Origin of the sequence: Veillonella sp. ZSJB6, assembly GCF_051549505.1 — a bacterium.
Classification (GTDB): Bacteria; Bacillota; Negativicutes; order Veillonellales; family Veillonellaceae; genus Veillonella.
In genome coordinates, this window is the sequence record NZ_JBPUGE010000001.1 from 268080 (window position 1) to 292034 (window position 23955).

25 protein-coding genes and 1 tRNA gene are annotated in these 23955 nt (G+C 38.0%); all 26 read left to right on the top strand.

Going from position 1 to position 23955, the window contains the following annotated elements:
• The first annotated feature begins 69 nt into the window (after positions 1–69).
• The 26 genes from guaB to sufB all read left to right on the top strand — a co-directional run bounded on the left by guaB (position 70) and on the right by sufB (position 23954).
• Positions 70–1524 (top strand): IMP dehydrogenase, encoded by a 1455-nt coding sequence (gene guaB, locus ACSV5T_RS01225; protein ID WP_314050515.1) that lies wholly within the window; start codon positions 70–72, stop codon positions 1522–1524.
• 15 nt (positions 1525–1539) lie between these two features.
• On the top strand, positions 1540–2262 hold the full coding sequence (locus ACSV5T_RS01230; RefSeq protein ID WP_295820922.1) for a WecB/TagA/CpsF family glycosyltransferase: 723 nt from the start codon (positions 1540–1542) through the stop codon (positions 2260–2262).
• Positions 2263–2276: 14 nt separating this feature from the next.
• Entirely contained in the window at positions 2277–2918 is a 642-nt protein-coding gene (locus ACSV5T_RS01235; RefSeq protein WP_005386340.1) for a phosphatidylserine decarboxylase family protein, read from the top strand.
• Positions 2911–3582 (top strand): CDP-diacylglycerol--serine O-phosphatidyltransferase, encoded by a 672-nt coding sequence (gene pssA, locus ACSV5T_RS01240; protein ID WP_005386341.1) that lies wholly within the window; start codon positions 2911–2913, stop codon positions 3580–3582. The genes ACSV5T_RS01235 and pssA overlap by 8 nt, the downstream gene beginning before the upstream one ends.
• 19 nt (positions 3583–3601) lie before the next feature.
• A complete protein-coding gene (locus ACSV5T_RS01245) occupies positions 3602–4864 on the top strand; it encodes a glycosyltransferase family 2 protein (RefSeq protein ID WP_005386342.1) in 1263 nt (420 codons plus the stop codon).
• Positions 4865–4881: 17 nt separating this feature from the next.
• A complete protein-coding gene (surE, locus tag ACSV5T_RS01250; protein ID WP_438320047.1) occupies positions 4882–5643 on the top strand; it encodes a 5'/3'-nucleotidase SurE in 762 nt (253 codons plus the stop codon).
• A 54-nt stretch (positions 5644–5697) separates the two neighbouring features.
• A tRNA-Leu gene (locus ACSV5T_RS01255) sits at positions 5698–5781 on the top strand.
• A gap of 102 nt (positions 5782–5883) precedes the next feature.
• Complete coding sequence (locus ACSV5T_RS01260; protein WP_438320048.1) at positions 5884–6675, top strand: hypothetical protein; 792 nt, start codon at positions 5884–5886, stop codon at positions 6673–6675.
• Positions 6676–6742: 67 nt separating this feature from the next.
• A complete protein-coding gene (acpS, locus tag ACSV5T_RS01265) occupies positions 6743–7114 on the top strand; it encodes a holo-ACP synthase (protein ID WP_438320050.1) in 372 nt (123 codons plus the stop codon).
• A 1-nt stretch (position 7115) separates the two neighbouring features.
• A complete protein-coding gene (locus ACSV5T_RS01270) occupies positions 7116–8687 on the top strand; it encodes an NAD(P)H-hydrate dehydratase (protein WP_438320051.1) in 1572 nt (523 codons plus the stop codon).
• Positions 8688–8689: 2 nt separating this feature from the next.
• Complete coding sequence (locus ACSV5T_RS01275; RefSeq protein ID WP_438320052.1) at positions 8690–9634, top strand: ComEC/Rec2 family competence protein; 945 nt, start codon at positions 8690–8692, stop codon at positions 9632–9634.
• 245 nt (positions 9635–9879) lie between these two features.
• Positions 9880–10977: an N-acetylmuramoyl-L-alanine amidase family protein gene (locus ACSV5T_RS01280; RefSeq protein WP_370816068.1), complete on the top strand. Its 1098-nt coding sequence runs from the start codon at positions 9880–9882 to the stop codon at positions 10975–10977.
• Between the two features lie 3 nt (positions 10978–10980).
• Positions 10981–11541, top strand: coding sequence for a GerMN domain-containing protein (locus tag ACSV5T_RS01285; protein WP_005386352.1), 561 nt, complete (start codon positions 10981–10983; stop codon positions 11539–11541).
• A 114-nt stretch (positions 11542–11655) separates the two neighbouring features.
• A complete protein-coding gene (gene thiL / locus ACSV5T_RS01290) occupies positions 11656–12636 on the top strand; it encodes a thiamine-phosphate kinase (protein ID WP_438320054.1) in 981 nt (326 codons plus the stop codon).
• Positions 12626–13120, top strand: a complete 495-nt coding sequence (gene tsaE, locus ACSV5T_RS01295; RefSeq protein ID WP_438320055.1) for a tRNA (adenosine(37)-N6)-threonylcarbamoyltransferase complex ATPase subunit type 1 TsaE — start codon at positions 12626–12628, stop codon at positions 13118–13120. Before thiL ends, tsaE begins: the two co-directional genes overlap by 11 nt.
• Positions 13104–13862 (top strand): tRNA (adenosine(37)-N6)-threonylcarbamoyltransferase complex dimerization subunit type 1 TsaB, encoded by a 759-nt coding sequence (gene tsaB / locus ACSV5T_RS01300; protein ID WP_438320056.1) that lies wholly within the window; start codon positions 13104–13106, stop codon positions 13860–13862. Before tsaE ends, tsaB begins: the two co-directional genes overlap by 17 nt.
• Positions 13862–14311, top strand: coding sequence for a ribosomal protein S18-alanine N-acetyltransferase (rimI, locus tag ACSV5T_RS01305; RefSeq protein WP_303931868.1), 450 nt, complete (start codon positions 13862–13864; stop codon positions 14309–14311). Before tsaB ends, rimI begins: the two co-directional genes overlap by 1 nt.
• A complete protein-coding gene (gene tsaD / locus ACSV5T_RS01310; RefSeq protein WP_438320057.1) occupies positions 14308–15339 on the top strand; it encodes a tRNA (adenosine(37)-N6)-threonylcarbamoyltransferase complex transferase subunit TsaD in 1032 nt (343 codons plus the stop codon). The genes rimI and tsaD overlap by 4 nt, the downstream gene beginning before the upstream one ends.
• Positions 15340–15341: 2 nt before the next feature.
• Entirely contained in the window at positions 15342–16730 is a 1389-nt protein-coding gene (locus ACSV5T_RS01315; protein WP_438320058.1) for a sensor histidine kinase, read from the top strand.
• A complete protein-coding gene (locus ACSV5T_RS01320; RefSeq protein WP_370816060.1) occupies positions 16731–17297 on the top strand; it encodes an ANTAR domain-containing response regulator in 567 nt (188 codons plus the stop codon).
• Between the two features lie 201 nt (positions 17298–17498).
• Positions 17499–17780, top strand: a complete 282-nt coding sequence (gene groES / locus ACSV5T_RS01325) for a co-chaperone GroES (RefSeq protein WP_004696047.1) — start codon at positions 17499–17501, stop codon at positions 17778–17780.
• 110 nt (positions 17781–17890) lie between these two features.
• On the top strand, positions 17891–19516 hold the full coding sequence (gene groL, locus ACSV5T_RS01330) for a chaperonin GroEL (RefSeq protein ID WP_105089275.1): 1626 nt from the start codon (positions 17891–17893) through the stop codon (positions 19514–19516).
• A 248-nt stretch (positions 19517–19764) separates the two neighbouring features.
• The gene (locus ACSV5T_RS01335) at positions 19765–20181 is read left to right on the top strand and encodes a DoxX family protein (protein WP_438320059.1); all 417 of its coding nucleotides are present in this window, start codon (positions 19765–19767) and stop codon (positions 20179–20181) included.
• A gap of 58 nt (positions 20182–20239) precedes the next feature.
• Positions 20240–21496: a diaminopimelate decarboxylase family protein gene (locus ACSV5T_RS01340; protein ID WP_438320060.1), complete on the top strand. Its 1257-nt coding sequence runs from the start codon at positions 20240–20242 to the stop codon at positions 21494–21496.
• Positions 21497–21792: 296 nt separating this feature from the next.
• Positions 21793–22536 (top strand): Fe-S cluster assembly ATPase SufC, encoded by a 744-nt coding sequence (gene sufC / locus ACSV5T_RS01345; RefSeq protein WP_039969146.1) that lies wholly within the window; start codon positions 21793–21795, stop codon positions 22534–22536.
• Positions 22537–22544: 8 nt separating this feature from the next.
• Entirely contained in the window at positions 22545–23954 is a 1410-nt protein-coding gene (gene sufB / locus ACSV5T_RS01350; protein ID WP_295231997.1) for a Fe-S cluster assembly protein SufB, read from the top strand.
• The last annotated feature ends 1 nt before the right edge of the window (position 23955 follow it).

Here is a 23955-nt window from a genome sequence, read left to right on the forward strand (position 1 = left end):
CTGACCGCCTAGTCCAATGTGGACTAGGCGGGTCGTAGTTTTGTTTTATTATACGGAAAGGAATTAAATATGAGAGACGATAAATTCGGTATGCGTGGACTAACTTTTGATGATGTTTTATTAGTACCAGCAGCTTCTGATGTGCTACCACATCAAGTAGAGTTAAAAACTCAATTAACTCGTGACATTACGTTAAATATCCCTATGATTAGTTCTGGGATGGATACAGTTACTGAATCCCGTATGGCTATTGCTATGGCTCGTGAAGGTGGCCTTGGTGTTATCCATAAAAATATGTCTATTGAAGAACAAGCTCATGAAGTTGATAAGGTAAAACGCTCTGAACATGGTGTTATCGTTGATCCTATTTTCTTAAGCCCTCAAAATTTACTATCTGATGCAGCAGAAATTATGGGAAAATATAAAATTTCTGGTGTACCTATCACAGAACATGGTAAACTAGTAGGGATCATTACAAATCGCGATATGCGTTTTGAAACTGATTTAACTCGCCAAATCGGAGACTGCATGACAAAGGATTCCCTTGTTACTGCACCAGAAGGTACTTCTCTTGAAGAGGCAAAAGCAATTTTAAGTGAACATCGTATTGAAAAATTACCTCTCGTAGATGGCGATGGAAACTTAAAAGGTTTAATTACTATAAAAGATATTGAAAAAGCGACAAAATATCCAAATGCTGCCAAGGATAGCAGCGGTCGATTATTAGTAGGTGCTGCTGTTGGTGTATCTAAAGATTTATATGATCGTCTTGATGCACTTGTATCTGCTAAGGCTGACGTAATCATTGTAGATACAGCACATGGTCATTCTGCAGGTGTACTTCGTACATTGAAAGAAATTAAACAAGCTTATCCTCATATTCCTGTTATTGCAGGTAATGTGGCGACTGCAGCTGGTACAGAGGCTCTTATTGAAGCCGGTGCAGATGCTGTTAAGGTTGGTATTGGACCTGGCTCTATTTGTACAACGCGCGTTATTGCAGGTATTGGGGTACCTCAAATCACTGCAGTATATGAGTCTGCTCAAGTAGGTCGTCGCTATGGAATTCCTATCATCGCTGATGGGGGCATTAAATATTCTGGCGATATTGCCAAAGCTATTGCGGCTGGTGCCAATGTAGTTATGATGGGTAATATTTTAGCTGGTACTGATGAAAGCCCAGGAGAAACAGTGATTTACCAAGGTCGTTCCTATAAAGTATACCGTGGCATGGGTAGCTTAGGAGCTATGAAGCTTGGTAGTAAAGATCGATATTTCCAAACAGAAGCTAAGAAATTAGTTCCTGAAGGTATTGAAGGTCGTGTACCTTATAAAGGTATGTTGGCTGATACAATTTTCCAAATGGTTGGTGGTTTGCGTGCAAGTATGGGGTATTGCGGATGTCATAACATCCAAGAAATGATTGAAAATACTCAATTCATTCAAATTACAGCGGCTGGTTTAAAAGAAAGTCATCCGCATGATGTAAGCATTACCGTTGAAGCACCAAATTATAGTGGTTGATAATGGAGTATTACATTGAATAAACGTATTTCTGTTTTATCTGTGCCTATCGATTGTGTAACAATGGATGAGGCAGTCCAACGTATTTTGCAATTAACTGAAGAGCCGGGGCTACATTTAGTAGCCACGGCTAATGCAGAAATGGTTATGTTGGCAAATGAAAATCCTACATTGCACACCATATTGAATAATGCTAGTCTCGTCGTTCCTGACGGGGCTGGCATTTTGTGGGCTGCAGAGCGTAAAGGCGAACATGTGCCCGAACGCGTAACGGGGGTAGACGTAACAAAACGATTATTTAAAGTTGCGGCTGACCAGCAAATTCCTGTATACTGCTTAGGGGCAGCACCTGGTGTTGCTCAACGAGCAATTGATAATTTATCTGCCCAAGTTGGACCATTAAATATTGCAGGGATTCATGATGGATTCTTCGATAGCACAGAGGAACAAGAAATCGTTAAAGCTATTGGGGAGTCTAAGGCAAAATTAGTGTTTGTTGCCTTAGGCGTACCAAAGCAAGAACAATGGATTTCAGAAAAATTGAGTCACCTTGATGGCGTTGTTGCCATTGGTATTGGTGGTTCCTTTGACGTTTTGGCAGGTAATATTCCTCGGGCCCCAGAATGGATGCAACGGAATCGTCTCGAATGGTTGTATCGATTATATTTAGAACCTCAACGGATTGGCCGCATGTTGGCTATTCCTAAGTTTATGTGGACCGTTATTAGAAATAAATAGAGGAGTGTTGAATCGTGCCTACAGGACCAATAATTAAGGAAGGGTTTCCACTGATAGGGGCTATGCTCATTATCACTGTGGTGTTAGGATTTTTAGGACATTATGTAATTGCGATTATTTCATTTATTTTGGCATTATTTTTCGTCAATTTTTTTAGAAATCCTAAACGTGTAATCCCTCAAGATCCAGATTTAATTTTATCTCCAGCAGATGGTAAAATTATGGATATTTCTGATGTATACGAAGATATTTACTTACATAAAGAATGTAAAAAAGTAACTATTTTCTTATCTGTTTTCGACGTACATGCCAATCGTGCGCCTATTGACGGTAAAATTACATACCGTCATTACACAATGGGCAGTTTCTTGCCTGCTTTTAAAGATGATGTAGGCTTTGAAAATGAACGTCATACTATTTGTATTGAAAATGATCGCACTTCCGTATTGGTAACACAAATTGCGGGTCTTTTAGCACGTCGTATCGTATCTTGGACGGATCTTGATAGCGTTCTTGAACGCGGTCAATTGTACGGGATGATTAAATTCGGCTCTTGTACAGAGATCTATATGGACAAGGATGTAGAGTTGTTCGTGGAAAAAGGTCAACATATTACAGGTGGTGACACTGTTATCGGGAGGTTACGTCATGAATAAGTCTATTATTCCAAATTTATTTACTAGTGCTAATTTAGCGTTCGGTGTTCTAGGCATCACATTCTCTGCTACAGGGAATACCTTCTATGCAGCTATTTGTGTACTACTATCCTTAGTTGCTGATGGTTTAGATGGTCGTGTAGCGAGAGCATTAGGTGTAGCAGGTCCTATGGGGCGTGAATTAGACTCTTTATCTGATGTTGTAGGCTTTGGTGTGGCACCGGCTTATATGCTATATATGAAAGAGCTATACGGTTTAGGTTGGATTGCCTATGTTCCTTTACTAGCATTTGCTGTATTAGGTGCATTCCGTCTTGCTCGCTTTAACATCAAAACTGAAGAAGTTCATGGTTACTTTGAAGGTTTGCCAATTCCAGCAGCAGGTTGCTTGGCAGCTACTTACGTATTGTGTGGCGTAGAAGTACCTCAATTTGTACTAGTAGTTTGTATGATTGGTGTAGGCTTCTTAATGGTTAGTGAAGTAAAATATCCAGATTTCAAAGGTAAATCTGCGGTAAATATTAATAAACTTTCCATTGTACTTACTGCCATTTTTGTTATAGCTTGTCTCGTGTATGATTGGCATACATGGGCAGTGATGATCTTTGCTGGCTATGTAGTGTTTGGCCTTATTAATGGCGCTTTAAACATGGTGCGTAAATAAGTGTGTGGAGGAGAATAGTATGAATTACCTACTGGATCTGATTTTGATCCCTATGCAGGTAATAATCGTAATTTATACGGTTTATTATTTTGTACTCGCCGTAATCGGTATGTGGCGGTCTAGAGTACATAAAAACTATACCCCAAAAAATTCCTTTGCTATTGTTGTGTGTGCTCATAATGAGGAAGCTGTAGTCGGTGAATTAGTAAAAAATTTACGAAGTCTAGATTATCCAGATGAGCTGTACGATATCTTTGTTGTAGCTGATAACTGTACAGACAAGACTGCTGAGGTAGCAAGAGCTGCTGGTGCTAATGTGCATGAACGTTTCAATAAAGAAGAAGTAGGTAAAGGCTATGCTATGGGGTGGATGTTTGATCGCGTGGAGCAAATGGATCGGAAATATGATGCATTTCTTATCTTTGACGCCGATAATTTAGTACATCCACAATTCATGTTGGAAATGAATGATCATCTTGAAAAAGGTGAATCTGTTATTCAAGGTTACTTAAATTCTAAAAACCCTACGGACTCATGGGTAGCGGGTACGTTCTCTATCGCATTTTGGATGGTTAACCACATGTGGCATTTAGCAAAATACCGCGTTGGTTTATCTACAGCGTTAGGCGGTACTGGTATGTGTATACGTACATCTATTATCCGTGAATATGGTTGGGATTGTAATAGCTTGACGGAGGATATGGAATTCTCCATGAAGTTGTTAACTCATGGTATTCGCACGTGTTGGGCTCATGATGCCATCGTATACGACGAAAAGGTTACAACCATGATGGCGTCTTGTAAACAGCGTTTACGTTGGGCACAAGGTCAATTTGACTGTGCAGGCCGCTACATTCCAAAGTTGTTTGCCACAGGTATTAAAACAGGCAATATTATGATTTTGGATGGTATTTTCCAAGTGAGTCAACCATATTTCCTATTGTTGACTACTGTGTACTTGGTATTGTCTTATATCAATGCATACACACCAATCTATACAAACATTTTGTATCAAATTTTACCGATGTCTGTATGGACCATCATTGGGGTGGGTCAATATTTATTCCCACTTATCGTATTATTGAAGATTAAGGTACCACCAAAGATTTGGTTCTACTATTTACTATATCCATTGTTTGTATACTCTTGGATTCCTGTAAATATTTTAGGTTGGTTCCGCCGTCATAATAAGGTGTGGTCTCATACAGTTCATACGCGAGCTGTTGGCTTAAATGACGTTAAATTGACCCGTATGGGAAACATGAATAAGAATAAAAAATAGAATCTGTAGGAGTGACTATGCATATTTTAATGTGTAATGATGATGGTATTTTAGCAGATGGTTTACGCCGTCTTGCATCGTACTTAAGTCAATATTATCGAATTACCGTTGTAGCACCTGCAAATGAGCAAAGTGCTAAATCCCATGCATTGACGACTGAGATTCCTTTAAAATTAGATGCGTACAATGGCGAGGATGAAAATCCTCGCCTTTATGCTCTAACGGGAACTCCTTCTGATTGCATGAAGTTTGGTCTTAGTTATTTATTGAGTGATGATATGCCTGATCTTGTGATTTCAGGTATTAATCATGGTTTTAATTTGGGATCGGATGTATTGTATTCCGGTACGGTGTCTGCTGCCATGGAAAGTTGTTTTTACGGCATTCCAGGGTTAGCATTATCTGTTGAACGGTATTCTCCTGAACGAGGGGATGAAATGCATCCCTTTATACATGAATTAATTGAAAAGATTTATGTTAAAGGTCAATTTGATGGCTTATTAAATATAAACTTCCCATTGCGTGGCGCATGTGATTGGGATCATTTTAAAATGGTTAGTCAAGGTTTACAAACCTATAGTAATATTATCGATGCTCGTATTAACTCAAGAGGGCAAGATTATTACTGGTTAGCAGGTGAGCTTGATTATGGTGCTGAAAGTGTCCCTACCGATGTGGAGTATGCTCGCAAGGGCTATATAACAGGGGTAGCACTTACGTGGAAGCAGCAATGTGATGTAGGTATGGAAGCCGTTAAAAATATTTTAGATAAAATATAAAAAATATGTTGACATTGTTTTGGGATATCTGTATAATAACAAATGTTCCGAGACGCCGGAGTGGCGGAATGGCAGACGCACTTGACTCAAAATCAAGCGGGTAACACCGTGTGGGTTCAAGTCCCACCTCCGGCACCAACTTTAGGCGGTAAGACTTTTGTCTTACCGCCTATTTTTTATATATTTATATTTGTGAATTAATATACAGTTATATACATTTTATTTGCTTGAGGTGAAAGTATGGATCAAGGTGTAATCGAATATATTGCTAATGTCTTTGACATACCAAAGCTAGCACAACCTGTCAGTGCAGTTCAAATGCCTTTACCGTTAACACGGTTAGCTGAGATACCCTTAGATAGTTCTGTTAATCAATGCCAAGGCTTTTGTTATAACTCTAAAAAAGATGTATTTGTTCTTGCCTGTATAAACTCAGATAATACAAAGCAAATTATTTATGAAATAAATCCAACAACGTTACAAGTTGTTGCTAAGTATGAATATAGTCAAAAACGTTTATTAGGCCATATGAATACGTTGACCTATAATCCGAATAATAATCGTTACTATACAACCAACGCTGTTGTAGATGGATATATCGTTACACCTATTGAAGCTGATAGCATGATTGTAGAGGCACCTATTAAATTGAAAGAAAAGGTATTTAACTTTGCCTTTGATAAAGAGCGCAACGAATATGTATCGATTGTGCCTTTAACAAATTCTCATCGTACAATTAATTATTACGATGCTGATTTTAACCGAATTCGTAGCTTTACAATTGATGCAGAGCATACTGATTTAAATAATAATGGCGCCTATGCAGCAAATGGTAACACTATATTTACAACCTTAACAACCTTTGTTTCTGTTGATGATGAAGGTGTTGTTAAGAATATAATTCCTTATACATCAGGTATGGAAGTAGAAGATATGGATTATCGTAATGGTCAAATGTATGTGGCCGTTAATCGCAAGGGAAAGGTTGAAATTTATAGCTTACCTACATTACCATTTTCAGTAAATGCCTAGATTTTATCTATGTTTTATCCACTTTAAGAGTGTATAATATAAATGATGGGGTAATTTAGGAGTTATTATGAAATTAGGGAATGATATTATTGAAATTGACCGTATCCGTTGTGCTATAGAAAAATCTAAACCATTTCGTGATCGCGTCTATACGTCTCATGAGATTGATTACTGTGAAAGCAGAAAAAAAGGGCGTTATGAGTCTTATGCTGGCATATATGCTGCTAAAGAGGCTTTCATTAAAGCATTAGGAACGGGAATGCGTCATGGTTCATGGCAAGATATAGAAATTTATCATGATGAATTGGGGGCGCCCTTAATTCGTCTACAAGATACTTTCAAAGAAATCTATGAAACATTAGGTTATATTGATATACATGTGTCGATTAGCCATTGCAAAGAATATGCAATGAGCACGGTTATACTTGAAGGAGCATAAGATGCAAATATTAACAACTGAAGATGCTCGATATATAGATCAAGAGGTACCTAAGCAGTTAGGTGTTTCTTTGGAAATTCTAATGGAAAATGCAGGACGTGGCATTGTAGATGCTTTATGGGGACAATATGACTTATTTTCCTTAGATCATGCACGTTCTATCAATAGTTTTGTGCTATTTATCTGTGGTACAGGAAATAATGGGGCAGATGGTCTGGTAGCCGCTCGTCATCTATTAGAACAAGGCGTACCTGTACAAATTGTACTGGTAGGTGATACGAGCAAGTGTAGTGACCTCTTTGCAGTACAACTTGAAAGATGTGAAGCAATGGGTTGTATCATTGATATGTATGATGAATTCAATGATTGGTCCAATGTGGCTATCGCTGTAGAAGGTATTATGGGCACAGGTTTAACAGGCCGATTGCGGGATTTAACCATCGATGTTTTGCATGATATTGATACTATGCGTAGTCAATATAATTTTGATTTGTGGGCTATTGATGTACCGGCAGGGCTAGATGCTTCTTCTGGTCAAATTTCAGAGGGAACATTGACTTATGATTATACGGTTACCTTTGGAGCTATTAAACAAGGCTTATTATTATATCCTGGTAAGGCCATAGGGGGCACCGCTATTGTTGCACCGCTAGGCGCACCTTGGCAATACGTATTAGTTGATCGAGATAGTACTATAACTATTGATTCGGATTTAGCAGAAACGCTAATTAATTATCGCGTTCCCGTGGCTCATAAAGGTATAAATGGGAATACATTAATCGTCGGTGGGTCTAGTGATATGGTGGGAGCCCCTATGTTGGCCGCAGAAGCTGCTGTTCACAGTGGATCCGGTAAGGTTACATTAGGCGTTCCAGATACAATTAAACAAGTTGTTCAAGGTCGTATCATACCGGAAGTAATGGTAACATCTATCGATGAAAATGAATCCCTTTATGACGGACGTCAAGTAGTTGCTATTGGTCCTGGTTTGGGGCGCACTACAGATATTCAAGATGTAGTAAATCAAGCTATAAATTCCTGTGAAGGCGCTCTCGTCATTGATGCAGATGCGTTATATGCATTGGGGCATGTAGGGGCTGTAGATAAAGATGCTTTGCGCGATGGCCATATTGAGTCCGTATATAAGGTACAAAAAAATCTGCCATACTGTGTAATGACGCCTCATTTAGGTGAATTTAGTAGACTTATAGATTTGCCAATAAAATGGATTGAACGTCATTATATTACACTGGCTCGAGCATTTGCTAAGGCTCATCAAGTAGTGTTAGTACTTAAGGGAATTCCTTCTGTTGTGGCACTACCTGATGGTACGGTATATGTTAATACTATCGGAAATGCTGGTATGGGAACTGGCGGAATGGGGGATGTATTAACAGGTATTATTGCAGGTTTTATTAGCCAAGGTTATTCCTTACAAGATGGTGCAATTTTAGGTGTCTATGTACATAGCCGCAGTGCAGATATACTAAGTGATACTAAAACTTGGGGGTATACACCTAGTGATGTAAGTACATCGATAGGTTGTGTCATTAGTGAATTATTGGGAGAATAAGAATGACAAATAAAATACAGCGATTTATAGCCTTTTTGTTAGTGTTATGTATTCCAATCTTTGCTATTGCGGGATGCACGAATAAAGATGTAGCTAATGCAGCATCTCAGAATAGCACTAGTGTAAATGAAGGCTATTCCATTGATACGAAACAAACGAATCCTAAAGGTCATCTAGATGTATATATGCTAGATATTGGTCAAGGCGATGCCATATTGCTCAAGGTTGGCGATGAATATAGTATGATCGATACAGGTGATATAGAGCATCGTGAGAACATTGTGGCACAGTTAAAATCTATGGGTGTTACAAAGCTAAAAAATGTAATTATCACACATCCTCATGCTGATCATATGGGTGGTTTCTATGCCATCGCAAAAGCTATGCCTATTGAACATGTGTATGATGATGGTATTTCTGTTGATAATAATATGTATAAAACCTATGAAAAATGGATTGATAAAAATAAAATCCAACGATCTACATTGCGTAGTGGTGATGTAGTGGATTTTGGTCATGGAGCGGTATTTGTTGTATATGCACCTTGGACTGAACCTTTAACAGATAAAAAAGGAGCGCCAGATCTTAATAATAACTCTATTGTAGGTAAATTAATTTTTGGTAAATTCTCTATGCTCTTTACTGGTGATGCAGAATTACAAGAAGAGAAAAAACTCATAAAAGAGCAGAACTCTAGACTGTTTGCCCGTGTTCTTAAGGTAGGTCACCACGGTTCTCGCACAAGTAGCTCTGAAGATTTTTTGAAATCTATTAAACCAGAAAGTGCATTAATTTCAAATGGCATGTATAATAGTTATGGTCATCCTCACGATGTAACATTACGTCGTTTGCAGGAGAACAATATTGCCATTTACCGTACAGATACGATGGGACGTATTCACATTAGTACGGATGGGAATGAATGGCAAATTACAACTGAACGTTAGCGTCGATTGCATAGCACAAAAAATAATTTTAAGCAACTAATTTTTGTGTGTACTGTATAAAGACTTTATATAGTAATATGTATAATCGGCATACTAATCTTCATGTTTGTATGAAATAATCTATCTATAATCTAACATTAGTTTATGGATAGATTGGAACGATGAGACTTTGATTCACAAAGATATCATCGACTCATCTCTATGGTTTGGACACTACGTATGTCAGTTAGATTGGAGTGAATGTATTGCGTAAACTATTTTTTATGTGCCTTGCTCTCTTGATGGCGATACCACTATTCTTGACTCAAGCAAAGGCAGCTAATCTTGAAGATGCTCGATGGGTGACACGAACTGATGCACCGGTACCATATGTTCGTATGGTTATGGATTTGTCAGCACCGGTAAAAGCGTCTGCATCGATTAGCAAAGATGGGAAAACGACGACTGTTACCTTAAAGAACACAAAGCTAAAAACTGCTAAAGCGAATATCAATATGGACTCTAGCATAGCTAGTTCTGCTAGACTCACAGAAGATGGCAGAGATGTGAAGGTAACAATCAAGACACCTTCATCTATCGATACGAGTGATGTAAAGGTATTTTCCCTAAAGAAAGATACGGTTAATCAGAAACCGTATCGCATCGTTGTAGATGTACAGAAAAAAGGTGTGGCACCTAAACCTGCTTATTATGGCAAACGTCCATCTCCTTCTGCACATCCTGCGAAAAATATGCCAACAGGATCCGGTAATTATTCTATTAGCGGTGGTCTATCTGGTAAAACGATTACGATTGACCCAGGTCATGGTGGTAGTGACTCTGGTGCCGTTGGGCCGCATGGTGTACAAGAGAAAAATATTACACTACCGATTTCTATGTACTTGAAAAAAGCTTTAGAAAATCGTGGCGCTAAAGTACTTATGACTCGTACTACAGACGTAGACGTATACGGTCCTAATGCAAGTGGTGTTGATGAATTGGGTGCTCGTGTTAACGTAGCAAACCGTAGCAATTCTGATGCGCTCATCAGCGTGCATATTAACGCATTCAACAACCCAAGTGTTGGTGGTATTGCAACATACTACTATAGTAAAACAGGCAATGATGCTCGATTAGCACAAAAGGTACAATCTCAAATTGCTAGCGTTCCAGGTTTCAATGGTGACCGTGGCATTCAAGAAGGTAACTTATATGTGTTGAGACATTCTAACATGCCTGCAGTTCTTGTAGAGCTTGGTTTTATTTCCAACCCTAATGAAGAACGTGTATTGCAATCTCCTCAAACACAAGAAGACTTTGCAAATCGCATTGCCAATGGTATTGCTAGTTACTTTGGAGGTTAATCGATGAAATTACGTAAACAAGTTCTGTCGATCCTCTGCGTAGGTTTGCTTGCATTTGCAGCGGGTTGTACACCTAATCAAGCACCTACAACAGGTAAAAGTGAACCTGTGCAAGAGACGAAAGTCAATAAGGATGCAGAAACAACAAAAACATCTCAAGAAATGGTTAAGATGGCCTTCTTTGTTCCAACAGAGGATGGCTCAGGGGTAAAACAATCAACCGTTGAGATGGAGGCGGACAAAGTAACGCCTAAAGCTGCTCTTCTAGCGATGTTAAAAGCTGATAGAGCACAAAAATATCCAGTATTCTCCAAGGATATTAAAATTACATCCGTTACTGTAAAGGACGGCATTGCTTCTGTAGAAGTGAATGACGCTTTCGTAAAAGGTAATGGTGGGGACTTAACTGTTAAATTACAAATGGCTGCCATTGTAAATACATTGACATCCTTTGATAATATTAATGGTGTTCTCTTCGTTAGCAATGGTAAAAAGGTACCTACTGTAGGTTCCTTTGATACGAAAGATCCTGTTAAACGGATGACAAACCTAATTAAAAAATAATTAAGTTAGGCTCATTGATAGCAGATAGTTGATATATCAACTATCTGCTATTTTTGTTGTCTTTTATATATGTTACAATACAATATGTATACTAATCGGAAGCCAGGTGATGAGATGCAATTAAAAGATGTAGGGGAATTTAATTTCATTCGCCACATTCAAGATAATACGATACATGATTTAAGTACTGTGATTACAGGAATTGGTGATGATTGTGCTGTATATAGTGCTAAGGAAGAAACAGATCAATTAATTAGCACTGATACGATGGTGGAAGGGGTTCACTTTAGCTTTCACTATATGAAGCCCTATGATGTAGGCTATCGTCTCATGACGGCCAATTTGAGTGATATTGCTGCTATGGGTGGTACTCCTCGTCAAATTGTGCTATCTGTGGCGGCACCTGAATATGTTGATACGGCTATTCTTGATGAAGTTTATAGAGGCATTAAAGATCAATGCGCAAAATATCATCTTAATATACTTGGTGGGGATACGGTGCGTACGGAAGGACCCATGGTATGGACCGTTACAATTATCGGAGATGTCCCTAAAGGAACTGCTATTATGCGTAGCGGTGCGCAAGTAGGTGATATTGTGGGCATTACAAATTACGTAGGTTATGCTGCTACAGGTTTGGGCGCTTTATCATATAATTTAGATGGTTATCATATGACCAAGATTGGTCATCAACGTCCAGATCCACAAATAGAATTGGGCCAACAGTTGAGACAATTAGGTATTCATAGTATGAATGATATTAGTGATGGTCTCGGTAGTGAATTAAATGAAATTGCATCGGCTAGCAATGTATCGATTGTTATTGAGGAAAAAGCTATTCCACTACATGAGGAGACTTATGAATTAGCTAAGTATTTGCAGACTAATCCAGTGGATTATGCATTGTATGGTGGTGAAGACTTTCAACTAGTATTTACGGCTCCTAAATCATTATTTTCTAAATTAGAGAATTTAGCAGGCATTACAATAATTGGTGAAGTTGTATCTGGACCAGCTCAGGTGCAGATGGTAACACCGGATAAAACGATTAAGACCATAGAAGCGAAAGGATATAATCATTTTCATGAATCATAAGGTGCAGGTTCAATTAGAGACTCATACAGTCGAAGATACACAACAATTTGGACAATTATTAGGCAAATGGGTCAAACAAAGTGGGGACCCTTTATGTATTGCCTTAATTGGTGATTTGGGGACCGGAAAAACACATCTATCCCAAGGCATTGCGAAAGGCTTTGGCGTTACAGAGGAGATTACTAGCCCTACGTTTGCTATCATGAATACTTACGATGTTGATAGAACACATTTATATCATTTTGATGTATATCGGTTGGATGATATAAGTGAGCTAGAAAATATTGGCTTTTACGAATATACAGAGGACTGTGTATCCATTGTGGAGTGGGCTGATAAATTTTCTGATGAATTACCAGATGAAACATTATGGATATATTTAACTCGTATTGATAATACAAGCCGATCCATTACGTTAAGTAGTGATTATCTTACAAAAGATGATTTAGTAGATATAGGAGGCCCATATGTGGTTGGGAATTGAGACAAGTTCGCTCGTATCGAGTGTGGCCTTAATGGATGAAACAAACTTGATTGGTGAACTAACCATTCAAGCGGGATTAACTCATTCTGAGCAGCTAATACCTCACATCGACATGTTGTTGCGAGCCTCACAAGTAAAAAAGAATGAACTAAAAGGTATTATAGTTAGCATTGGTCCTGGTTCATTTACGGGATTGCGTATAGGTATGGGGACTGCAAAAGCTATAGCTTATGCCTTACAAATTCCATTGTACGGTGTGATGACCATGGATAGTTTGGCTTATAATGTTTCATATACAAATAGAACTATCTGTACTGTAATAGATGCTCAGAAAAAGCATGTATATGCAGGTCTATATCGATATGAAAACAATGAGCTAGTATGTAAAGAGGAACCGTTTGTTATTGCGGTTAGTGATTTATTAGAAAAGTTCCGAGAAACTAAGGAAGAGGTCTTATTCTTAGGTGATGGTATCAAGCGTATTGAAAAGCTTTTAGACGAAAACGATACTAATTTGACTATTCTAGATATTTCACAACGCATTCCAAAAGCCAGTTCTTTACTTTTAGCGGGACGCGACTTAGTTATCCGTGAAGAAATATGTGATCCAATGGATATGGTTCCTTATTATATCCGTCGCTCTGAAGCAGAGGTTTTATGGGAGGAACGACATAAGGATAATCCAGACATGTTAAACCAAAATCCTACAGTTGTTGTTACCGAAGCGGCAGGAGCAGAATAATGGAGATTCGGTTAGCTACGGTAGATGATGCTCAAGCCATTTATGAGATAGAGCAACAGTCCTTTTCTGTTCCATGGAGCTTGGAATCTGTACTTGCTGAACTTGAAGGGGCCGATAATAAGCTATATATGGTTATTTGTGAAGGAAATCATATTGTGGGTTATGCTGGTGCTTGGCTTGTATACGATGAAGGACAAATCACGAATATTGCTATTTTACCTTCCGCTCGTGGTAAGGGATATGGCTCAAAACTTACTAAAGAATTAATAGATGAATGTTTGAATAGAGGGATGCATGAAATCTTCTTGGAGGTACGCATATCTAATTTACCTGCCTTGGCAATGTATAGAAATCTAGGATTTACTGTTAAAGGAATTCGCAAAGATTATTATTCGGAGCCAAAAGAGGATGCTTATATTATGTCTCTCGTTTCAGAGGAAATAGAATGAGTATATACACATTAGCCTTGGAAAGTAGTTGTGATGAAACATCTGCATCCGTCCTAAAGGATGGGCGTACTGTTTTATCTAATGTAATTTCTAGCCAAGTGCCTATTCATAGAAAATTTGGTGGTGTTGTACCAGAGATCGCATCACGCCATCATATTGAACAAGTTATACCGGTTATAGATCAAGCATTGCGCGATGCAAATGTAACCTTACAAGACATCGATCATATTGGCGTTACCTATGGTCCAGGACTTGTAGGGGCATTATTGGTTGGTGTAGCTGCTGCAAAGGGGTTATCCTTTGCTACAGGTATTCCTTTGGTACCAGTTCATCATATGGAAGGTCATATTTTTGCTAATTTCTTAGCCAATCCAGAATTGGAACCTCCATTTTTGAGCCTCGTTGTATCTGGTGGTCATACCATGTTAGTGCATGTAAAAGGCTATGAAGAGTTTGATATCCTTGGACAAACTCGGGATGACGCAGCAGGGGAAGCATTTGATAAAATTGCTCGCGTTATGGGGTTCCTTTACCCAGGTGGCCCTCATATCGATGCTTTAGCTCTTGAAGGGAATCCAGATGCTATTGAATTTCCAAAGGCTTTGAGTGAGCCCGGTAATTTTGAATTTAGTTTTAGTGGCTTAAAATCTGCTGTGTTAAACTATTTAAATAGTAAGCAGCAAAAGAATGAACCGATAAATCAAGCAGACGTTGCAGCATCCTTCCAAAAGGCGATTGTAGATGTATTAGTTGAGAAAACACGAGATGCAGCGCATACATTGGGGGAAACTCGTATTACCATAGCTGGTGGCGTTTCTGCTAATAAAGGTTTACAAACAGCATTACAAAAGATGTGCGAAAAAGAAGGATTTACCTATTACAAGCCTCATAAAATTTTGTCCACTGATAATGCAGCGATGATTGGTTGTCGCGCTTATTATATGGCCCAAGCCGGTAAATTCGCAGATTTAACATTGAATGCAAAACCAAGTGTTGAAATTGGTCATGTATCTTGGAAAGAGGATTAATCGTGGATATCGGTCAAGATATTTTAAATACAACACCATTAGGTCCATTACAAACCTCATTATTAGAGCATATTAGTAAACTTATATCCTTTGGCGAGTCATTGACCCGTCAAAGGATACAGATTTTTACACCCCTTCTAGAGTCCTCACAAGGTACTATGCATCATCGTGCCGATATGCTGTGTATTGAACGAAGTGACCAAGGTGTTATTACTCGACAGTTAAAAGGGAATAATACATGGCATTCTATGATGGAAAATGGACAACCGCTTATTGGGGTAGAACATGATCAACGACAACATGTTTTTCCTGTTGTAGATAATGGTGGTCGTATTATTGGGGGCATAGCTTTTACCGTGTCTCCGTCTATTAAGATAGAGCAATATGAGCAAGAATATACCTTGTCAGATACGATGCAACGGCTCATGCTGACTGCTACGGATGAGCAAATACAATCGTATGAACCAATCTCATATTTTGACGGTTTAATTATTTTTGATGATTCTCATAGAATTCTGTATGGTAATGAGGCGGCTGTACAACTAGTAGATTTGCTAGGATTTGACCGACGACTTGTGGGCTCGTCGATTTATAGCAGTACCTTAAAAGTTTCAGCCATCCAACAAGTGTTAGATGATAGAACGATATACACTAGTGAAGAAATCTATCAAGATATGGTCATTCGTCAACATATGATTCCTATTGCTATGGGCCGTAATGAAACACGTTGTTTCCTCGTGCTTCACGATTGTACCCGTGAAAGTAAGCAGCAACAAGAATTGCTGGTAAAGAACTCGATTATTAAAGAGGTTCACCATCGTGTAAAAAACAATTTACAAACGGTAGCTGGATTGTTGCGTATGGAGGCTAGACGTTCTAGCTTACCTGAGGTTAAACAAGCCTTGCAAGAGGGAATAAATCGTATTGAAAGTATGGCATTAGTTCACGATATTGTATCCCATTATGACGAGGATTATATAGGTATCCGATCAATTTATGACGAGCTTTGTCGCTTATTGCGTATGAGTATGGTTCAACAAGACCAAGATGTTACCTTTACTTACAGTGGAGAGGATATGTTGATTTCCTCTCATATGGCAAGTTATGTATCCCTCATAATTAATGAGCTAATTACCAATAGCCTTGAACATGGCTTAGATGGTAAAAATGGAGAGATTCGTTTAGCTCTTACAGAGTTAGATGAATATATTGTATTAGCTTTTTCTGATACGGGGAAAGGGTTACCTCCAGAGTTTTCTATTAACTCCAATAAGCGCTTAGGACTAACTATCATTAATAATTTGGTTACCCATGAGTTAAAAGGTAAATTATCTGTAGAAAATACAGATGTTGGTGTACTCGTAACAATACATATGAAGAAGGAGAAGTAAATGCGCGTTTTAATAGTGGATGATGAATCCCTTATACGTATGGATCTACGCGATATTATTGAATCCTGTGGTCATGAAGTTGTAGCAGAAGGCACTAATGGGGTAGAAGCCATTAAACTTTGTAAAGAATATAAGCCTGATATTGTTCTTATGGATGTAAAAATGCCGGAATTAGATGGCATCGAAGCAGCACGTCAAATTGGCTTTCACCATGAAGCACCAGTCGTACTATTAACAAGTTATAGTCAACAGGATTTAATTAATAAGGCTAGAGAATCTGGCGTTTATGGCTATTTAATAAAACCTGTACGTGAAGAGCAATTGGTTCCCACCTTAGAAATGGCCTTAGGCCGTTATCATAGTGATGCGCAGCTTCGCGAAAAAATGGCTGAATTAGAACAGTCATTAGAAGATCGTAAAATCATTCAAAAGGGGACCGGTATATTGATGGATTTATACTCTATATCTGAAGAGGAAGCGTATAATCGCATTCGTGCCCTAAGTATGAAGAAACGAGATAGTATTGTTAATATCTGTAAAGCATTAATAAATCAAGTTTCTAAATAGATGAAAAGACTAGTATAAGGATAAAACTTATACTAGTTTTTTTTGTGTCTAATATCAAATAAAAACTAAAAAGTCAAAAAATCAAAATTTCTGCTTGCATTTATTTTGACATCGGTTATAATAATACATGTGATTAGCACTCGGTAACTTAGAGTGCTAATAAATTGTAAATAATAACTAGTAAATAAGGAGTGACATCATATGTTAAAACCATTGGCTGACCGCGTTCTTATCCGTTTAGAAGCAAAAGAAGAAAAAACTAAAAGTGGTATTTTCCTTCCTGATACAGCAAAAGAAAAACCTCAAGAAGGTGTAGTAGTAGCTGTAGGTGCTGGTAAAGTTTATGACAATGGTCAACGTGTAGCTCCAGAAGTTAAAGTTGGCGATACTGTTATGTTCGCAAAATATGCTGGTAGCGAATTAGAAATCGATGGCGCTACTCACTTGATCATTAGCGAACGCGATATTTTGGCAGTATTATAATAGCTGATTAATAGCTTTCACGGCTATACATATTAATGATACATTCTATATTGCCTTAGGGCATATATTTCTATACATTGGATAGTGTTACTATCTAGGAGGTAATACATATGGCAAAAGAAATCTTGTTTAATGAAGAAGCTCGTCGCGCTTTAGGTCGTGGCGTTGATCAATTGGCAAATGCTGTAAAAGTTACATTAGGACCAAAAGGCCGTAATGTTGTATTGGATAAAAAATTCGGTTCTCCAACAATCACAAACGATGGTGTAACAATTGCTCGTGATATCGAACTTCCAGATCCATTTGAAAACATGGGTGCTCAATTAGTTAAAGAAGTTGCTACTAAAACTAATGACGTAGCAGGTGACGGTACTACTACTGCAACTGTATTGGCACAAGCTATGATTCAAGAAGGTATGCGCAACGTAGCAGCTGGTGCTAACCCAATGATCTTGAAAAAAGGTATTGAAACAGCAGTAAAAACTTTGGTAGAAGAAATTAAAAAACGCTCCATTAAAGTTTCTGGTAAAGCTGAAATCGCACAAGTTGCTAGCGTATCTGCAGCTGATGAAGAAATTGGTGGCTTGATTGCTGAAGCTATGGAAAAAGTTGGTAACGACGGCGTTATCACTGTTGAAGAATCCAAAGGCTTGCAAACTGCATTAAACGTAGTAGAAGGTATGCAATTTGACCGCGGTTACATTTCCCCTTACATGGTAACTGATCCTGATCGTATGGAAGCAGTTATGGATAATCCATACATCTTGATCACTGACCGTAAAATCAGTGCTATCGCTGATATGTTGCCAACACTTGAAAAAGTGGTAAAAGTAGGTAAAGAACTTCTTATCATTGCTGAAGATGTAGAAGGTGAAGCATTGGCTACATTGGTAGTAAACCGCTTACGTGGTACATTCAAAGCTGTAGCAGTTAAAGCTCCTGGCTTCGGTGACCGTCGTAAAGCTATGCTTGAAGATATCGCTATCTTGACTGGTGGTACTGTAATTACTGAAGATATGGGTCGTAAACTTGATTCCGTAGAACTTACTGACCTTGGTACGGCTCGTCAAGTTCGCATTACTAAAGATGAAACTACAATCATCGATGGTGTAGGCGATAAAGATGTAATTGCTAAACGCGTTAGCCAAATCCGTGCACAAGTGGAAGAAACAACTTCTGAATTCGACCGTGAAAAATTACAAGAACGTCTTGCTAAATTGTCCGGTGGTGTTGCAGTTATCGAAGTAGGTGCTGCTACAGAAGTTGAAATGAAAGATAAAAAACTTCGTATCGAAGACGCATTGAACGCAACTCGCGCTGCTGTTGAAGAAGGTATCGTAGCTGGTGGTGGTACTACATTCATCGACATCATCCCTGCATTGAACACATTGGAAGCTACTGGTGATGTTCAAACAGGTATCAATCTTGTTAAACGTGCAGTAGAAGAACCTCTTCGTCAAATAGCTTACAATGCTGGTCTTGAAGGCTCCGTTGTAGTTGAAAAAGTTAAAAATACTGAAGCTGGCGTTGGTTTCAATGCTTTAACTGAAGAATACATCGATATGGTAAAAGCTGGTATCGTGGATCCTGCAAAAGTTACACGTTCTGCTCTTCAAAATGCTGCATCCATTGCATCTCTTGTATTGACTACTGAAACAATCGTAGCTGACAAAGTAGAAGAAAATGCTGCAGTTCCTGCAATGCCTCCAATGGGTGGCATGGGCGGTATGATGTAATCAACTGCTTAGTGCATAATCTATAAGATTTAGAATAATCCTAATGAATTAGGAACTATATGTTCACTTTTTCATTAGGATTATTTTTGTATGTAGATTATCAAATCGATAAAATTGATTTTGTATACAACATATGTTATAATTCTATAGAATTTAATATTGAGTCTAGTTTGACACAGTAGTTACTGACCTTTATAATATGGTTATCGAATTATTTCGATGTTATTTAACCTGAAAGAAGGATTACTATGTTGAGCTTTATTTTTAAAAGTAAACCTAATTATGTTAATTTTGGCCTCTTAGTTTATCGTTTGGCACTTGGTATTTCCATGTTTTATCATGGATATTTAAAGTATTTGAGCGGTGCTGAAGGCCTTTATAAAGTTGGAGCTATGTTGGCACCATTAGGTGTACCTGGTGGTTATGAAATATTAGGTACTATGGCAGCATATGCTGAAATGATAGGCGGCGTACTTATAGCAATTGGTCTATTTACACGGATTGGATCTTTGTTACTCATAGGTACATTAGTAATAGCAACGATATTAAATCTTAGTGGTAGTTTCTTTAGTTGGGACTATCCATCTCAAATGGGATTTGGTGCTCTTATGTTGTTCTTTGCAGGTGCAGGTCGCTATAGCCTAGATAAAGCTTTATTTAAATAATAATTAGGATAATAGACTCGTCGATTGATGAGTCTTTTATTTGTGTAGCGAGGTTATTATGAATACAAAAACAGTTCCGTTTACAGCTGAACAATTAGAAAATATTATTGCCCAATATCCAACACCATTTCATATTTACGATGAAGAAGGTATCATTGAAAATATGAAATCTTTCGTCGATGCATTTTCTTGGAATAAAGGGTTTAAACAATATTTTGCTGTAAAAGCGACTCCAAATCCATATATTATGCGTGTGTTACAAAAACTTGGGGTAGGTGCGGACTGCTCTTCCTTGGCAGAGTTGATGCTATGCGAAAAAGTGGGCATTACAGGTCATGACATTATGTTCACATCTAATGACACACCATATGTAGAATATAAAAAAGCACTAGAAATGGGTGCTATTATCAACCTAGATGATATTACTCATATTGAATATTTAGAAAAAAATCATGGTTCTTTGCCTGATACGTTCTGCGTTCGTTATAACCCAGGCTCCTTAAAAGAAGGGGGCAATACGATTATTGGCCTTCCTGAAGAAGCTAAATACGGTATGACTCGTGAACAAATTTTTGAAGCATACAAACAACTACAAGCAAAAGGTGTAAAACACTTTGGTATCCATACAATGGTTGTTTCTAATGAACTTGATATCGATGGCTTAGTTGGTACTGCAGAGCTTTGCTTCAATCTTGCTGTAGATATTAAAAATGAACTTGGTATCAATGTCGAGTTTATCGATCTTGGTGGTGGTGTAGGTGTTGCTTACAAGCCAGAACAAACACCAGTAGACTTCCGTGCGCTCAGCAAGGGTGTAGAAGAAGCCTATAATAGAATTCTAGTAGCTAATGGCCTTGGTGATGTAGCATTAGCTTATGAATGTGGTCGTATGGTTACAGGTCCATTTGGTTACCTAGTTTCTACAGCAATTCATAAAAAAGATATTTATCGTCATTACATTGGTCTTGATTCTTGCATGGCAAATCTTATGCGTCCAGCATTATATGGTTCTTATCACCATATTACTGTAATGGGTAAAGAAAATGCGCCTAAGGACCATGTATATGATGTAACAGGCTCCTTATGTGAAAATAACGATAAGTTCGCAATCCAACGTGAATTGCCAAAAATTGATATTGGCGATCGTATCATCATTCATGATGCTGGTGCACATGGTCATTCCATGGGCTTTAACTATAATGGTAAATTGCGTTCTGCTGAGTTGTTATTACATAAAGATGGCTCTGTTACACAAATTCGTCGTGCTGAAACATATGATGATTTGTTTGGCACTCTTGATTTCTCCAATCTATAATTTAATATTGAGAATCGAATAGGATGAGAATGAATATTATTAAAAGCCTATCAATATATGTAATATATGATATTCTTTTAATTCCTGTATATTTTAGTAGGAATATCTTGCTATCATTTAGATAAGAATGTATAATAATTGTAGATTGTTATGCACATACTTGCTAAGTTGGCGAGAATTACGGCGGTATTCACGTTAGTGCGTACCGCCTTTTTATATGTGTCAGTATATACGTTTTACATATAACGATTGTATGCCTCGATATTGAGGATACATAATAAAAAGGAGTGAACATTTTGGCTGAATTACTTCAGATAAAAGATTTAAAGGTATCCGTTGAAGATAAACAAATCTTGAAAGGTATCAACTTAACAATTAATAAAGGTGAAATTCACGTTGTAATGGGCACAAATGGTGCAGGTAAGTCTACACTTGCTAATGCTATCATGGGTAACTCTACATATACTGTAGACAGCGGCTCCATTATTTTTGACGGTAAAGATATTACAGAAGATGCAGTAAACGATCGTGCAAAAGCTGGTATTTTCATGTCCTTCCAAAACCCAATTTCTATTCCTGGTATCACTGTAGAAAACTTCATTCGTACAGCGAAATCTACAATTACTGGTGAAAATGTACGTGCCTTATCCTTCAAAAAAGAATTGAAAGAAAAAATGGATGAATTATCCTTTGATTTGTCCTATGCACAACGTTATGTAAATGAAGGTTTCTCCGGTGGTGAACGCAAGAAAAATGAAATTCTTCAAATGTCCATTTTGAATCCTAAATTGGCTATTCTTGATGAAACTGACTCCGGTCTTGACGTAGACGCGGTTCGTATCGTATCCGAAGGCGTACAACGTTTCCACAACGAAGACAATGCTGTATTGATCATCACTCACCACAACCAAATCTTGCAAAAATTAAAACCTGACTATGTTCATGTATTGATCAACGGTAAGATCGTTAAAACTGGTGATGCTTCTCTTGTACGTGAAATCGAAGAAAAAGGTTACGACGCATACAAAGCATTAGCATAGGAGGCACAATGGAAGAAAGAAAGAAAACCCAAGTCGCGGATATGGACCGTGGTGTCTATGATATTAAGAATGACTTTGAATATTCTTATATTTCTGATGCCGGTTTAACAGAAGATATTATCCGTGAAATTTGGTCTAATAAAAATGAACCTGAATGGATGCTTGACTTCCGTTTGAAATCTTTAGAAATCTACAATCGTATGGGTATTCCAAACTGGATTCCTGATATTTCTGGCTTAGATATGGCTAACATCCATACTTATGTTAAGCCTAAAGTAGATATGAAAGAAAACTGGGACGAAGTTCCAGAAGAAATTAAAAGCACCTTTGACCGCTTAGGTATTCCAGAAGCAGAAAAAACATCTCTTGCTGGTGTTGGTGCGCAATATGACTCTGAAGTTGTTTACCACAGTATTCAAGAAGATCTTGTTAAACAAGGTGTTATCTATACTGATATTGAAACAGCATTACATGAGCATGAAGAAATCGTAAAAAAATACTGGATGACATTGATTCCACCTACAGACCATAAATGGGCTGCTCTTCATGGTGCAGTTTGGTCTGGCGGTTCCTTCGTATACGTTCCAGCAGGTGTACAAGTAGAGATTCCATTGCAATCTTACTTCCGCTTGAATGCACCAGGTGCTGGTCAGTTTGAACATACTATGATCATTGTAGAAGAAGGTGCTAAATTGCACTTTATTGAAGGTTGCTCTGCTCCTAAGTATGATGTATCTAACCTTCATGCCGGCGCTGTTGAATTGTTCGTTAAAGACAATGCTACATTGCGTTACTCTACAATTGAAAACTGGTCCAAAAATATGTACAACCTTAACACAAAACGTTGTGTAGTAGGTAAGAATGGTACAATCGAGTGGGTATCTGGTTCCTTTGGTTCCCGAGTTTCTTGCTTGTATCCAATGAGTATTCTTAACGGTGAAGGTGCGCATGCTGAATTTACAGGGGTAACATTCGCTGGTGAAGGCCAATTCCTTGATACAGGCTGTAAAGTGGTACATAATGCACCATATACAACAAGTAATGTAAACTCTAAATCCATCTCTAAATCCGGTGGCGCTGCAATTTACCGTGGCCTTTTGAAAATTGGTCCTAAAGCGGAACATTCTAAAGCAACAGTTTCTTGTGAATCCTTGATGCTTGATGCTGAGTCTCAATCTGATACAATCCCAGCAATTATCGTAGAAAACGATAATGTAGATTTAGGTCATGAAGCAAAAATCGGTCGTATTTCCGATGAAGCAATTTTCTACCTTATGACTCGTGGTATCAGCGAAGAAGAAGCTCGTGCTATGCTTGTTCGTGGTTTCGTAGAGCCAATCTCTAAAGAATTGCCACTAGAATATGCAGTAGAAATGAACAATCTAATCAATCTTGAATTAGAAGGTTCTATCGGTTAAG

Bases quoted from the DNA above. Each gene is read 5' to 3' on its own strand.
- tsaB (WP_438320056.1), top strand. From the start codon at position 13,104: ATGTGGTTGGGAATTGAGACAAGTTCGCTCGTATCGAGTGTGGCCTTA.
- acpS (WP_438320050.1), top strand. From the start codon at position 6,743: ATGAAATTAGGGAATGATATTATTGAAATTGACCGTATCCGTTGTGCT.
- pssA (WP_005386341.1), top strand. From the start codon at position 2,911: ATGAATAAGTCTATTATTCCAAATTTATTTACTAGTGCTAATTTAGCG.
- ACSV5T_RS01245 (WP_005386342.1), top strand. From the start codon at position 3,602: ATGAATTACCTACTGGATCTGATTTTGATCCCTATGCAGGTAATAATC.
- ACSV5T_RS01275 (WP_438320052.1), top strand. From the start codon at position 8,690: ATGACAAATAAAATACAGCGATTTATAGCCTTTTTGTTAGTGTTATGT.
- rimI (WP_303931868.1), top strand. From the start codon at position 13,862: ATGGAGATTCGGTTAGCTACGGTAGATGATGCTCAAGCCATTTATGAG.
- groL (WP_105089275.1), top strand. From the start codon at position 17,891: ATGGCAAAAGAAATCTTGTTTAATGAAGAAGCTCGTCGCGCTTTAGGT.
- thiL (WP_438320054.1), top strand. From the start codon at position 11,656: ATGCAATTAAAAGATGTAGGGGAATTTAATTTCATTCGCCACATTCAA.
- tsaD (WP_438320057.1), top strand. From the start codon at position 14,308: ATGAGTATATACACATTAGCCTTGGAAAGTAGTTGTGATGAAACATCT.
- guaB (WP_314050515.1), top strand. From the start codon at position 70: ATGAGAGACGATAAATTCGGTATGCGTGGACTAACTTTTGATGATGTT.
- ACSV5T_RS01285 (WP_005386352.1), top strand. From the start codon at position 10,981: ATGAAATTACGTAAACAAGTTCTGTCGATCCTCTGCGTAGGTTTGCTT.
- surE (WP_438320047.1), top strand. From the start codon at position 4,882: ATGCATATTTTAATGTGTAATGATGATGGTATTTTAGCAGATGGTTTA.
- ACSV5T_RS01260 (WP_438320048.1), top strand. From the start codon at position 5,884: ATGGATCAAGGTGTAATCGAATATATTGCTAATGTCTTTGACATACCA.
- groES (WP_004696047.1), top strand. From the start codon at position 17,499: ATGTTAAAACCATTGGCTGACCGCGTTCTTATCCGTTTAGAAGCAAAA.
- ACSV5T_RS01335 (WP_438320059.1), top strand. From the start codon at position 19,765: ATGTTGAGCTTTATTTTTAAAAGTAAACCTAATTATGTTAATTTTGGC.
- ACSV5T_RS01320 (WP_370816060.1), top strand. From the start codon at position 16,731: ATGCGCGTTTTAATAGTGGATGATGAATCCCTTATACGTATGGATCTA.
- tsaE (WP_438320055.1), top strand. From the start codon at position 12,626: ATGAATCATAAGGTGCAGGTTCAATTAGAGACTCATACAGTCGAAGAT.
- ACSV5T_RS01340 (WP_438320060.1), top strand. From the start codon at position 20,240: ATGAATACAAAAACAGTTCCGTTTACAGCTGAACAATTAGAAAATATT.
- ACSV5T_RS01270 (WP_438320051.1), top strand. From the start codon at position 7,116: ATGCAAATATTAACAACTGAAGATGCTCGATATATAGATCAAGAGGTA.
- sufB (WP_295231997.1), top strand. From the start codon at position 22,545: ATGGAAGAAAGAAAGAAAACCCAAGTCGCGGATATGGACCGTGGTGTC.